Annotated in this window: 5 protein-coding genes; 4 read left to right on the top strand and 1 reads right to left on the bottom strand. The window is 70.8% G+C overall.

Features of this window, described 5'->3' with window-relative positions; translation table 11 throughout:
- The first annotated feature begins 105 nt into the window (after positions 1-105).
- Genes CXP56_RS07510 through mycP form a run of 4 tightly spaced genes read left to right on the top strand, consistent with a single transcriptional unit; the run spans position 106 to position 8,789 of the window.
- On the top strand, positions 106-2,427 hold the full coding sequence (locus CXP56_RS07510; protein WP_028847487.1) for a helix-turn-helix transcriptional regulator: 2,322 nt from the start codon (positions 106-108) through the stop codon (positions 2,425-2,427).
- Between the two features lie 51 nt (positions 2,428-2,478).
- Positions 2,479-4,893 (top strand): right-handed parallel beta-helix repeat-containing protein, encoded by a 2,415-nt coding sequence (locus tag CXP56_RS07505; RefSeq protein ID WP_286900551.1) that lies wholly within the window; start codon positions 2,479-2,481, stop codon positions 4,891-4,893.
- Between the two features lie 3 nt (positions 4,894-4,896).
- Positions 4,897-7,317 (top strand): hypothetical protein, encoded by a 2,421-nt coding sequence (locus tag CXP56_RS07500; RefSeq protein ID WP_286900550.1) that lies wholly within the window; start codon positions 4,897-4,899, stop codon positions 7,315-7,317.
- The gene (gene mycP / locus CXP56_RS07495) at positions 7,314-8,789 is read left to right on the top strand and encodes a type VII secretion-associated serine protease mycosin (RefSeq protein ID WP_245566630.1); all 1,476 of its coding nucleotides are present in this window, start codon (positions 7,314-7,316) and stop codon (positions 8,787-8,789) included. Before CXP56_RS07500 ends, mycP begins: the two co-directional genes overlap by 4 nt.
- A gap of 817 nt (positions 8,790-9,606) precedes the next feature.
- On the opposite strand, the gene eccCa is transcribed toward mycP, so the two are convergent.
- Positions 9,607-13,560, bottom strand: a complete 3,954-nt coding sequence (gene eccCa, locus CXP56_RS07490) for a type VII secretion protein EccCa (protein ID WP_286900549.1) — start codon at positions 13,558-13,560, stop codon at positions 9,607-9,609.
- Positions 13,561-13,696 lie beyond the last annotated feature (136 nt).

Below are 13,696 nucleotides of genomic sequence, written 5' to 3'. Positions count from 1 at the left end.
CGGAAGCCGGCACCAGGCCCGGTTTCCCACTTTCGTGACCAGACCACGCGACGGCACGAAAGCGCCTTCCGGCCTCGCGCGATCGTGGAAGCGAGGTGTCGCTCGATGAAACGACCGAGTCACGACTTCGTCGGGCGACGTGCGGAACTCGACGCCCTGCACCAGCACACGAGCAAGCCCGCGCTGGTGGTGGTGCGCGGGGACGCGGGCAGCGGCAAGACCTCACTGCTGCGCCGGTTCTGTGCCGAGACCGAGGCGGCCGTCCTGGATCTCGGCGGCGTCTCCGACGACCCGGCGTGGGACGAGTTCCGCGCCCGTGCGCTGCTCGACGCGGTGCGCGCGGACTTCGAAGTGCTCGGTGAAGGCACCCGCCTCGCCGAGGCGATCGAGGGCTTGAGCAAGCTCGCCGTGCCGGAGTCCTACGCCGCCCCTGGCCGCCGCCACCGGCTGCTCGGCGCCATCAGCGTGCTGCTCTGCCGGATCAAACGGCAGCTCGTCATCGTCGTCGACGACGCCGATCGGGTTCCGGTGAGTGCCCTGGCTTCCATGCACCGGGCGGGCCACGCGGTGGTCGCCGCATGCGCCACCGCGACCTCGATCGAACTGTGCCGGTTCGCCGACGCCGTGGTGGAGCTCGGGCCGCTGACCGACGACGAGATCGCCCGCCTGTTGACCAAGCTCGCACCCGGTCCGCTGGACGAAGCGGTGCCGAAAGCACTGCAAGCAGCGCTCGGCCCGCTGTACGGGAACGCCGCCGCCCTGGTCTCCACGGTGCACCATCTGCTGGATCAGGGACGGCTGGCGAAAGTGCACGGCGTGCTCGCGCTGCGCGAGCTGCACGCGCCGATCCCGCTGCCACCGGGCCATCGTCTGGTCGGTCACCTCGACGCGACCGGGAAGCGACTGGTTGCGGTGGCTGCGACCGAGCAGGGCCTGCGGGTCGACCGCATTCCGGACCTCGCCGACGAGGCGGGACACGCGGCGGACGACTACGGCAGGGCGGCGGACCGGCTGGTCCGCGCCGGAATCCTGGTGCACGGCGAAGACGGCAGGCTGCGCTGCGTGGCCCCGGCCGTCGGTGCCGCGGTGGCTTGCGCGGATGGATCGGCCGCGGGCAAAGCCCGGCCGGTCAAGCCGCTTGCGCACTACATCGCCAACGGCGAGTACGGGCAGCTGCGCGATCTCGTCGCGGCGGAGGTGGCCGCCGCCGGCCACGAGATCGCCGACCAGGACAAGCGGACCGAACTGGCCGCAGCCGCGGCCTTGGCCGCCCTGCACACCGGGTGCCCGGTGCCCGAGCAGATCGGCAGGGTGCTCGCCGGTCCCGCCATCCGGCTGGCCGACCGCTGGTTCGCCGGGGAAACCGGCGGTGTGCACCAGCTCGTCGACGCGATCACCGACAGCTTCTCCTGCTTTGCGCAGCAGACCACGCGGGTCGTCGACGGCAGCACCTTCCCGGACCTGGTGCCGGTGCTGCGCGCGCTGCTCGGATCGCACTATTCGGCTCCGGCCGGTGGGCCGGTCACCTTGTTCCACCGGGTCCGCACCGGCTACGTCGACGGCCGATGGAGCGAAGCGCTCAGCGCGGCACGCGAGCTGGAGTTGACGCCCGCCGCGGGAAAGCTTCTGCACGACGCCGCGCGCCTGCTGGCCGCGGACATCTGCGGATGGCGCGCGGAAGACCGCCAGGCGACCGCGTGGCTGAGCTCGGTGGACGAGAACACGGCCTTCCCCGCGCTCCGAGCTTGGGTGCAGGCCGGCCTCCGGGTGCACGGCGGCGACCCGGAAGGTGCCTTGGCCGAGGGGTGGGCATGGCTCGCGGCGAACTCCGATCGCATGGAGGAACCGGGTGCGGCGCGGCTGCTGCTCCGGCTGGCGACGATCGCTGCCGACCTCGGTGACCGGGAGGCCGCGCGCAACGTGTTGTGGCGGACCCGGGGTCGTTACGGGCCTGCGCACGGCACGAGCCTGCTCGTGAAGGGAATCGTCGAGCGGGACGTGCGATGTCTGTGCGCCGCCGAGCGGGTGATCCGGGCACATGGCACCCGATTCGAACTGATCCAGGTGTGCCAGCGGCTTGGCGTGCTGTCCGAGGAACCTCGCCGGTGGCTGGACATCGCCTACGAACTGGTGTGCGAGACCGGCGCGGCCCGGCTGATCGCCACCACCAAGCGCGTCATGGCGGACTGCGGTGTGACCGTCCGGGCCCGCCGCGGCCGCAATGCGGGGGTTACCGAGATGGAACGGCGCATCGTCGAGTTGATCCGGTTGGGCAAGACGAACCGGCAGATCGCGCTGGCCTTGCAGGTGAGCACCAAGACGGTGGAGAAGCACCTCACCCGGCTGTTCGCGAAGGTGGGCTGCCGGACCCGGCACGGCCTGGCTGTTTCCAGTTTCGGTGAGCAACCCGAGCTCGTCGGTGCGTGAAACAAGGGGGAGTCGTGTGTCTGGTGTCGCGGAGTCTGGAGAGGCTGGACAGTGAGCAAGGACGTCATCGTCGTCTCCCAAGCCGGTAAAGGGAGGTCGACCATCGCCGAGGCCCTGGCCGCCGCGTCGGTCGGGACGCTGATCGTGGTGGGCCCCGGCCGCTACCGCGAAACGCTGGTGGTGGACAAGCCGGTCACCATCACCGCCGAGGACGGCCCCGGGACCGTCGAGGTGGTCAGCAGGCGTGGGCCGGTGGTGTCGCTGGCCACCGACTCAGCCGCGGTGTCCGGCATCCAGATCACCTGTGACGACCGGGACAACCCGGCGATCGTGGTGATGCAGGGCCAGCTGTCGCTCACCGAGTGCGCGATTCGGGCGGCCGCGTGGGCGACGATCTTCTCGCAGGACAAGGGCACCGTGCTGATGCGGGACTGCGAGGTGCGCAACACCGTCGGCGCGGGCGTGGTCACCACCTCACCGGACGGCGGTCAGCTGGAGGGCTGCCGGCTGGACGAGCTCGGCACGTCCGGGATCGTCGTCGCCGAGGGCGGGAGCCTGACGGTGCGCAAGAGCGCGGTGCGCAAGGCGTCGGGCAACGGCATCTGCCTCAACGGCCGCGGCCAGCTCACCGTGGAAGACACCGAGGTGACCGGCACCGACAAGCCCGCCGTGGCGGTCGAGCAGAACGCCAGCATCTCCGCGGTCCGACTCACGGTCAGCGACGCGAACGCCATCGGCTTCTACCTCGCCACGACGCAGAACGTGTCCCTGGACGAGTGCGCGGTGCAGGGGTCCGGCGCGGAGGCGGTCTACGTCGCCGAAGGGTGCAAGCCGACGCTGAGCGGCATCACCATCCGCAACGCCAGGGGCCGGGGAATGCACTTCACGGGCCGGGCCGGCGGCACGGTGTCCGGTGCCGACGTGGCCGACGTCGACGGTGTCGGGGTCGAGGTGACCGAGCGCAGCCTCACCGAACTGGACCGGGTCACCGTGTCCAGCTGCACCAAGGGTGGGGTGCGCGTGGCGGGCGGCGCCGAACCGCTCTTCCGCAGGCTTCGGGTGTTCGGCTGCGGCGGCGAGGCCGTGCAGATGTGCGAACGGTCCCGCGGCACCTTCGAAAGCATCGAGATCGACGAGGGCAACGTCGGCGTCGCGGTGAGCGACGAGGCGCGCCCGACGGTGAGCGGCCTGACCGTTCGCGGCACCGACGGTGCGGCGGTCAGTGTGCTCGACGCGACGCTGGCGCTGTCCGACGCGACGATCGACTCGGCGGGCGCGGAGGGTGTCCTCGCCGGCCAGGGTGCCGACCTGTCGTTGTCCCGCTCGCGGGTGATCGGCAGCGCCGGCCCGGGCTGCCTGCTCGGTGAGGGCGCTTCCGCGTCGATCACCGACTGCGAGTTCTCCGCCGGTTCGGCCGACGGCATCCGGATCGACACCGACGAGTCGGTCCGGCTGCAAAGCTGCACGGTCCGGGAGAACCGGGGCAGCGGCCTGCGCCAGACCAAACCCGGCACGTCCATCCAGGTGTTGGACCTGATCAGCAGCGACAACGGGGTGCCCGACGCGTACGGGACGTCCGCGGCGGCTGCCGCACCGGCCCCAACCAGGGCCGAGGAGCGGCAGGAGCGGGCCAAGCGTGGCTCCGACCCGCTCGAGGAGCTGAACAACCTGGTCGGCCTGGCCAGCGTGAAAGCGGACGTCAAGTCGCTGATCAACTTGAACAAGATGGCCAAGCGCCGCAAGGACGCCGGGCTCTCGGCGCCGCCGATGGCCCGGCACCTGGTGTTCGCAGGATCCCCGGGCACCGGCAAGACGACGGTGGCCCGCCTGTACGGGCAGATCCTCGCCGAGCTGGGGGTGCTGCGCAAAGGGCACCTGGTCGAGGTGGCCCGCGCCGACCTGGTCGCGCAGATCATCGGCGGCACGGCCATCAAGACCACCGAGGCGTTCGAGTCCGCGCTCGGCGGGGTCTTCTTCATCGACGAGGCGTACACGCTGTCCAGCAGCAAGGGCGGCACCGGGCCGGACTTCGGCCAGGAGGCCATCGACACGCTGGTCAAGCTGATGGAGGACCACCGCGACGACGTGGTGGTGATCGCGGCCGGTTACTCCAAGGAGATGAAGGAGTTCCTGGCCGCCAACCCCGGCATGGAGTCCCGGTTCAGCCGCACCATCGAGTTCGCCAACTACACATCGGACGAGCTGGTGACGATCGTGCAGCAGCAGTGCGACAAGCACGACTACCGGCTCACCGACGACGCGGCCGAGGCGCTGCGGAAGTACTTCGCGGAAATCCCCAAGGACGGCACGTTCGGCAACGGCCGGGCGGCGCGGCGGGTGTTCGAGCAGATGGCGGACAACCACGCGTCCCGGTTGGCCTCGATGCCGAACGCGAACATGGAAGACCTGACCACGCTGACCAAAGAGGACTTGGTCTCGATCTGCGCTGACGTCGGCGGGAAGTGACACATGAACGAGCTCGACCTGCTGATGGCCGAACCGGTGCACGAGCGCCACGTGGTGATCCGGCGGCGCGACGAGGGACCGATCGACCCTGCCCTCGTCGGTCTCGCCGCACTCGGCCCCGGTGAGCTGCTGGTGGTGGCCACCCCGGCCGCGCACGAGGTGCCGAGGCTGGTGGCCGCCCTGCCCACGTTGCTGGCCGGCCACCTGGACGGGGTCGAGTCGGTTCTGGTCGCCGTCGGCGGTCTTGCCATGTCCAGCCAGGACATCCAGTACCTGGCCGGTAGGCTGGGCACCGACGTCGTCGCGCCGGACGGTGGTGTCGCGGCGCTGCCGGGCGCTGCCCTGTACGCGGGGCAGGGGATCTACGGCACCGGCTGGTACTCGTCGATCGGCGGGTTCTGCGGGGTGCGGTTCCCGGCGATGGAATGGGAGTCGTGGTTCCCGGATTCGTCGCTGGAGGTCGACGGGGTCGTCGCCACACCGGCGCCGTGCGGGCTGGTCGTCGGTGAGACCACGGACCTGACCGTGCCCGCCGATCCGCGTTTCCCGAAGCTGGTGGTGGATTCGTCGGTGTCCCCGGAAGGTGTCGCGGCGTTGCTCGGCGAGCTGCCCGACGAGCCGATCGTGGTCGTGCCGCGGTCACCGGACGTCCTGAGCCCGGAATGGCTCACCGCGGTGGCCGACACGCTGGGCCGGGACGTGCTCTTCAGCCCGGGCGTGCAGGTCATGACGGGGTCCGGCACCCCCTCGACGTACGTGCCGGGCGGCGACGGCGAGGCGCTGTTCCATCCCTTCCCGTTGCTGGTGCGGCAGCAGGCGGGCAGCGACGGCCAGGAAGTGCTGCAGGTCGCCGCGCCACCGGAAGGATGGCACGAGAACGGGCCGTGGTCCTACCGATACAGCGGGCCCGGCGAGGTCGTGGCCGACGTCGTGCCCTCGGGCCTGGTGGTGCGCAGCGCGCACGACGGCGAGCTCGACCCGGACGACCCGGCGGTCACCGATCCGTTCGACCCGTCGGGATGGACCATGCGGCTGGGCACGCCGGGACGCGTGGTCGGGCTGCCGGTGCTCGTCGCCGCCGAGAACCTGCTCGCCGGGCTGTCCGACCAGCAGCGGGACGCGGTGCAGGTGCGCATGGTCGGCGACATGGACGACGAGGCGGCACACGCCCTCGATCGGTTCGCCGGTGCCCGCAGCAGAGCGGCTGCGGCCGCTCGCGCCGGGACACGGAACGGGACGCCGGCGCGGTCGGCCGCCGAATCGCCCGCCGGGCAGGCCGGGCCCGAGCCCGTCGCCGAGCAGTCCGAGCCCGCCGCGGCGACGAACGTCGGTGGGATGCCGCCGATCGTCACGGTGTCCGGTCCTCCGGTCGCCACCGTTTCCGGAATGCCTGCCGTCGACGGTCAGGACGACGACGGCGACGAGCTGGCGGAAGACGAAGCCGAGGCCGAGGAGTACGAGGAGCAGGCGGAAGAGGCCGAGCCGGCGCCACCGCCCGAGTACGCCACGGAAACACCGCGTGTCGACGTTCCGCGCCCTGAGCGTGTACCGCACGTTCAGGCGACGCCCCAGATCGACATCAGTTCGCAGCCCACCGACGCCGGTGCTCTGCGTCTTCCGGCCAGGGTCAGCACGTCCGCGGAGCAGGCCCGGTTCACCGCGGCCCTCGGGGAGGACTACCCGATCGCGCTGGCGACGGTGAACGCGGCGATGGCGACCTGGCCGTCGCTCCGCCTGGACACCTCGCCCGGGGCCAAGGCGGACTTCGCCGCGGTGTGCGTGTTCCTCGGGTCGGGCGCCGGGAACGCCAGCGCGGTCAACTCCGCCATCCGCGTCGGGCGGCCGGGCATCATCGACGGCCATGTCTCGTGCCTGATGTCCGGGCTGCGCCGGCTGCCCACGCACCGCAGGGCGGTGCTGCGCCAGGGCAAGATGAACGCCTCCCTGGAACACCTGGCCAAGCCCGGCACGATCCTCACCGAACCCGGTTTTCTGACGGCAAGCACCGAACTCGACGTCACCTTGCCCGACGCCGACCTGGACGTGCTGATCTGGCCGTGCTCGGCCCGGCGCACCTCGGAGCTGGTGGCGAATCGGCCGGTCGACGAAGCGGTGTTCCTGGCAGGCGCACGGTTCAAGGCGCTGGCGGTGCGGACCGCCGAGGAGAACGAGGAGGACGACGAGGAGCGCGAAGGGCCGCCCGCGCCCAAGGTCGCGGTGATGTACCGGGAGCTGGCGCCCAACGAGAAGCCGGTGTCCACCGAGCTGGACGAGCGGGACCTCGCAGTACTGGCGAAGCTGGACAACGTGCTGGCTCAGCGGCACAGCAGCCGGCTGCGGTTGGTGGAGGACCCCGAGGTCGTCGAGCGGCTCACCCAGTCGATGGTCGTGTGGCAGCAGCAGACGGCGGCGGTGGCGTCGTGAAACGGCTGTTCGCGCTGATCGCCGTCGCGCTGATCGTGTTCGTCCCTGCCGTCCCCGCACACGCGCAGGAGGACCAGCAGCAGGAGGATCAGCAGCAGGAGGAGTGCCTGCCGCCGCCGACGACGGTCGAGCGCTCCGTGCCGTGGGCGCAGCGGCAACTGCAGCCGGAACGGGTGTGGCCGCTGACCAAGGGCAAGGGGGTCGTGGTCGGGGTCGTCGACACCGGCGTGGACGGCAGCATCCCGCAGCTGAAGGGCCAGGTGCTGCCGGGCATCGACGCGACGACGTCCGGGAGCGGCGGCCGGGCCGACGACGACTGCTTCGGCCACGGCACGTTCGTGGCGGGCATCATCGCGGCGAAACCGGTCGACGGCACCGGCTACGTCGGTGTCGCACCTGGGGTGAAGATCCTGCCGGTGCGGTGCGCCGTGACGGACGAGCCGGGCAAGCCGGATTCGCTGACGCCGGAATCGATGGCGCGCGGGATTCGGGCCGCCGTCGACGCGGGGGCCGACGTCATCAACGTCTCCGCGAGTACCACCGAGCAGAACGAAGAACTTGCCGACGCCGTGCGCTATGCCGCGAGCAAGGACGTCGTGATCGTGGCGTCGGCCGCGAACACCACCGACAGAGGCATCCCCGCCACGTACCCGGCGGCCTATCCGCCGGTGATCGCGGTCGGCGCGGTGGACGAGAACGGCCGGCCCGCGGACTTCTCCCAGACCGGGCCGTTCGTGGCCCTGGTGGCGCCGGGGGTGAAGGTGCACGGCCTGGGCCGGGGCGGGCACGGCCACTGGACCGGTAGCGGAACGAGCTATTCGGCGCCGTTCGTCACCGGTGTCGCCGCCCTGGTACGGGCCTACCACCCGCATCTGACCGCGGAGCAGGTCAAGTACCGGCTGCTGGCCACGGCCAGCCGCCCGGCCACGGCGCCCGACCCGGCGCTCGGCTGGGGCATGGTCGACCCGTACGCCGCGGTGAGCGCGGTGCTGCTCGAGGAGGAGAACCCGGAGCCGGAACTGGTGCACCCGCCGAGCCCCGCGCCGCCGGACATCCCGGAGCGGGACGAGATCGGGCCGTGGCTGGCCGTCGGCGGGACCATCGGTGTCGTGGTGCTGGCGACGATCTCGGTGGGGCTCGTCGCGATGTGCCGGGTCGGCCGCCTGCGCAAGTTCCGGCCCGCTCGTGTGCTCAGGGTGAAGGACACCGAGTCCCATCGGGCGCCCGCCAGCGGTCCGCCGCAACGGCGGGAAGGTCCCAAGCCTGGCCGAGACACACGGCGGCCGCGGCCGGGGCGGCGGGTGGTGCCTGCGGGGCCGCAGTTGCGGTATGACGCGATGCCGGGCGAGCCGGGCGGGGTGGCTCCCACGCCTGCCGGGTGGGGCTTCCCGGCGCACCAGTCAGGCTGGCAGCAGCCGGTTGTCGCGCCGCAGCATCCGATGCCGCTGCGGCAGGCGTTCCCCAGTTCCTGAATCCGAACCACGCCCAGGGCCGGCTGCCCGAACGACCGCGGCCGCCATCCAGCCGCGCAGGCGGGGCGTGCCAAGCATCTTGGGCGGAACTGGGAGGGCGGCTGTCATGCAGGCGCGGAGCCGGGGCGCGCCGAGTATCTCGGGCCGAACGTGGAGCGGCCGTCATGCAGGCGCGGAGCCGGTGAGATCGATGCGCCGTGTTCGAGGTGGCGAGTGCCCACCGCACGTCCGTTCGACAACTGCGCGGCGCTCGTCGGCTGGGTGGTGGGGTCCGCCGACGGGTGACGCGGAGCTGCCTTCTCGCCAGGCGGGACGAGACGTGGAGTGGCTTCGCCAGCCGATGGGCGGTCGTGCTTCCTGCTGATGACAGGGTGGCGTGCCGCTGTCGTTTCTGCTGGCCGGTGGGGTGCCATGTCGCCGGGGTGGCGCACCGTCGCGCTGTGTTGCTTTGTGAGGGGGCGGCGCGAGTACCGGGCTTGGCGGCTGGGAAGGCGTCTCCCGGCTGGCGTGCTGACCGGTGCTGACGGGTGATCGTGGAGGCCGGGTACTGCCTGCCGTTGGCGACCGGTTCCTGCGCTGCCTCATCGATCGGCATGGCCGCCGCGCAGTCTCAAGCCAGGGCCCTGCACGGCCGGTGACGCCCGTTGTCGAGCCACGACACCGCTGGTGATGGAGTTGCGCCGCCTCGCGATCGTGGCCGGTACATGCGTTACGGGCTCAGGTGCCCGTCGCCTACCGCACTCGCGCGAGCCGCACTCCGGAAATGTGCGCCGTCACTGCGCTCAGTGTGCCGACAGTCGGCGCGGCCGACTCGACCTCAATCCTCGACCAGCGGGGTCTGCAGCAGCCGCACGTTCCGTCGCCGGTCGATGAACTGACCACGGCCGACCGGCAGCGTCCGCGGCTTGACGTTGCCCAGGAACGAGCCCTCGCCCTTCGGGCAGGACATCAGCAACGCCGGGGTACCGAGCTCCCACATGCGCCGGATCGCTGTGCTCATCATGGACCGTCCTGCACCGCTCGTGCTGCGCGCCACGATCACGTGGAAGCCGATGTCGGCCGCCTGCGGCAACAGCGGCGTCAACGGCTCCAGCGGGTTCGACGACTCGGCCAGCTCGTAGGCGTCGATCACGATGTAGAGCCTGCCGCCCTTCCACCAGTCCCGTTTCGGCAACCTGCTCGGCGGGATCTCCGGCCCCGGCAGCCGCTTCTTCAGCATCTGCGCGATGCCCTGGATGGTCTTCGCCATCGTCTCGCCATCGACCGAGTACTCGATCTGGTGGCTCTGCGGGATGGAGTCGTGCAGCTCGCGTCGGAAGTCGCCGAACATCACCCGGGCGTCCTTGTCGGAGTGGTGCCTGGCCACCGCCCTGGCGATGTACCTCAGCAGGTTGGTCTTGCCGGTCTCGGCGTCGCCGTAGATCAGCAGGTGCGGGCTGACGTCGAAGTCGTGGATCATCGGCGCCAGGTTCACGTCGTCGATGCCCAGCGCCAGCCGCATCTCCGCGGCCGGGTTCGGTGCGGTCGGGGCGGGCATCTCGCGCTCGGTGACCGTCATCGGCAGCAGCTTCACCTTCGGCGCGGCAGGCCCGCCCGGCACCGCGAGCGACTCGGCCAGCTCGGCCGTCGCCTCCGCCAGGTCGTCGGTTTGCGCTGCGCCGTCGATGCGTGGCAGCGCGGCCAGGAAGTGCAGGCCGTCCGGGGTGATGCCCCGGCCGGGGATGGCGGGCACGGTCTGGGCGATCCGGCTGCCGACCTCCGAGTCCACCGGGTCACCGAGCCTGAGCTCGAACCTGGTCTGCAGCACGTCACGCAGCCACGGCCGCATCTCCGACCAGCGGTTGGTGGCGACCACCAGGTGGATACCGAAGCTGAGGCCACGGGCGGCCAGCTCGGTGAACTTCTCCTCCAGCTCGTCGAAGTCCGCCCGGACCGTGTACCAGCCGTCCACCACCAGGAACACGTCCCCGTACGGGTCGACGTCGCGGAACTTGCCCTGCCGCCGCGCCCTGCGGTAGGTGGCCATCGAGTCGATGTTGTGCTCGGCGAAGATCGTCTCCCGCTTGGTCAGCAGGTTGGTCACCTCGGTCACGGTGCGGTTGACCCGGTCCCGGTCCAGCCGGTTCGCGATGCTGCCGACGTGCGGCATGACCGACAGCGCGCTGAGCGTGCCACCGAAGTCCAGGCAGTAGAACTGCACCTCCTCCGGGCTGTGGGTGAGCGCAAGCGCACACAGCAGGGTGCGCAGCATCGTGCTCTTGCCGGACTGCGGGCCGCCCACCACCGCGACGTTGCCTTGGCTGCCCGCCAGGTCGGCCACCAGCAGGTCCCGTTTCTGCTGGTCGGGCAGGTCGATCAGGCCCACCGGCACCACCAGGCTGCCGGACATGGGGCCGTCCGCCCGCGGCGCGCCGTTCGCGTCCTCGACCAGCGGGGGCAGCAACTGGTCCAGCGTCGCGGGCGTCTTCAGCGGCGGCAGCCAGACCTGGTGGGCACGCGGTCCGATGCCACGCAGCCTGCGCAGCAGGACGTCCAGCACGGTCTCGGTGTTCTCGTCCTCTTCCTCGACCTCGGCCGGCTCTTCCGGCTGCTCCTGCTGCGGCTCGATGTACTCCAGCCCGAACGGCACGACCCGGTTCTCCGTGGCCTTGGCCACCTGCGCTCGGCGCTTCTGCCGATACGGGGCGGAGGAGTACGCGGCTTTGAAACGGATCAGGGTCTGGGTGTCCGGCCGCAGGAAGCCGTTGCCCGGGCTGGTGGGCAGCTCGTACGCGTCGGGGACGCCGATGACGCTGCGGCTTTCCATCGCGGAGAACGTGCGCAGGCCGATGCGATACGACAAGTGCGTCTCGACCTTGTGGATCCGGCCCTCGTCCAGCCGCTGTGACGCCAGCAGCAGGTGCACGCCGAGGCTTCGGCCCAGTCGGCCGATCATCGCGAAGACGTCGATGAACTCGGGCTTCTGGGTCAGCATCTCGGAGAACTCGTCGACCACGATGAACAGCGCGGGCATCGGCTCCAGCGGTGCGCCCTTCGCCCGCGCGGCCTCGTAGTCGCGCCGCGACGAGTAGTTGTGCGCCCGCAGGAACTCCTGCCGCCGGTTCATCTCCCCGGTCAACGCGTCCTGCATGCGGTCGACCAGCTCGATCTCGTCGGCCAGGTTGGTGATCACCGCCGAGGTGTGCGGCAGCTGGTCGAAACCGCGGAAGGCGGCACCACCCTTGAAGTCGACCAGCACGAAGTTGAGCTCCTCCGACGAGTGGGTGACCGCCAGCGCCAGCACCAGCGTGCGCAGCAGCTCGCTCTTGCCGGATCCGGTGGCGCCGATGCACAGCCCGTGCGGGCCCATGCCGTCCTCGGCGGATTCCTTGATGTCCAGCTCCAGCGGCGCGCCGTTGGTGGTGATCCCGATCGGTACCCGGAGCCGCCGCTTGGGTGACATCCGCTCCCTGCGATACCGGTCGACGTCGAACGTGGCGACGTCGCCGATGCCGAGCAGCCCGGCCAGGTCGTAGTCGGCGGACGTCGGCTCCTCTTCCGCGTTCGCCTCGCCCATCCGGAAGCGGGCCATGATGCGCGCCAGCGCCGCCGCACCCCGCTCGCTCAACCGGTCCGGTGTGCACAGCGGTTTGCTCTTGGACTTGCCGAGCCGGTCGAACGTCACCGTGCTCACCTTGTCCTCGGTGACCTCGAGGAACAGCGTCCCCGGCCGGTCCTGCCACGGCAGGCAGCCGGAGACGTCCAGCACCACCGCGTTGCGGTAGCCCTCTTCGGCGACCCGGTGGTCGGCCGGGGCGGTCACCCCGTCCAGGACGATCACCACGAACGGTTCCGACGCGGTGATCGGGGTGTTGGGTTCGAACCGCGGCCTGCCGGTGAAGCTCGGGCCGCCGAGCAGCAGCTCGACTTCGTCGATCTCGCTCGCGGCCAGCCTGCGTGACCCCGCCGCGTCGCGGCTTTCCAGGTCCTGGTGGTGCGGGAGCCATTTGAGCCAGTCCCACCGGTGCAGCTGCTTCTCGCTCGCGCACAGCGCGATGCGGACGTCACCGGGTCCGTGTGCGGTAGCCAGCTGCGCCAGCAGCGCGCGGACCAGATCCATGACGGCCTCGTCCTCGCCGGTGAACTGGATCTGCCCGAACCCGCGCAGATACACCGCGATCGGCGCGTTCGGCAACGTGGAGTAAGCGCGGAGGAAGCGGCGCAGCGCGTGCGCTGCCAGCGGCTCCAGGTCCTCGATCGGCTTGGTGTCGGGCGGGACCAGCTTGAGCGCCGCACGCTGGGAGCCGACCCCGATGCGCACCTCACCGAAGTCGTCGTGGGACGGGCGCCGTTCCCACAGCCGATAGCCGAGCGCGATCGACCACAGCGCCCGCGGATCGGGGTGGATCCAGCGGGCCGCCTTCTGCTGAGCGGTGAGCGCATTCCGCACCCGGCTGCGCAGCTGGGCGAGGTAGCGGATGTAGTCGCGCCGGTGGCCGTGCAGCTTTTGCTTGTGGTTGAGCTGGTTGCGGATGTACTGGGTGAACATCATCCCGACGGTGGCCACCAGCATGAGCGCACCGCCGATGTAGGCCAGCCACCCGGCGCCCGGCCGGATGAGCATCATCATCCAGGCCACGGACATCAGGCCCATCGGCAGGTAGATGAGCACCGAGCTGACGCCGCCGTGCTGCTCCTCCGGAACGGCAGGCGGTTCCTGCAGCTCGAGGTCCTCGGACTCGACCTCTGGTTTGGGGCGACGTTGCCTGCGTGCGAACAGCACGGTGGCCATGGCGATGCTCCCTGAGGCGATTCGGCGAGTGGGGTGCCTCCGGTGCTCGTGGAGGTTCCTCGCCACCGAACACGCGTCAGGACGGCCGATAGGTTCGGTTTGCCGGTGATCTGCCCCCTTCCGTCGGACTCTTGGT

Source organism: Thermocrispum sp. (genome assembly GCF_002919275.1).
GTDB lineage: Bacteria > Actinomycetota > Actinomycetes > Mycobacteriales > Pseudonocardiaceae > Thermocrispum > Thermocrispum agreste.
This window is presented reverse-complemented; position numbering and strand designations above follow the sequence as displayed.

Excerpts from the sequence above, each read along its gene's own strand:
- CXP56_RS07510 (WP_028847487.1), top strand. The coding sequence starts at position 106 with ATGAAACGACCGAGTCACGACTTCGTCGGGCGACGTGCGGAACTCGAC.
- CXP56_RS07500 (WP_286900550.1), top strand. The coding sequence starts at position 4,897 with ATGAACGAGCTCGACCTGCTGATGGCCGAACCGGTGCACGAGCGCCAC.
- eccCa (WP_286900549.1), bottom strand. The coding sequence starts at position 13,560 with ATGGCCACCGTGCTGTTCGCACGCAGGCAACGTCGCCCCAAACCAGAG.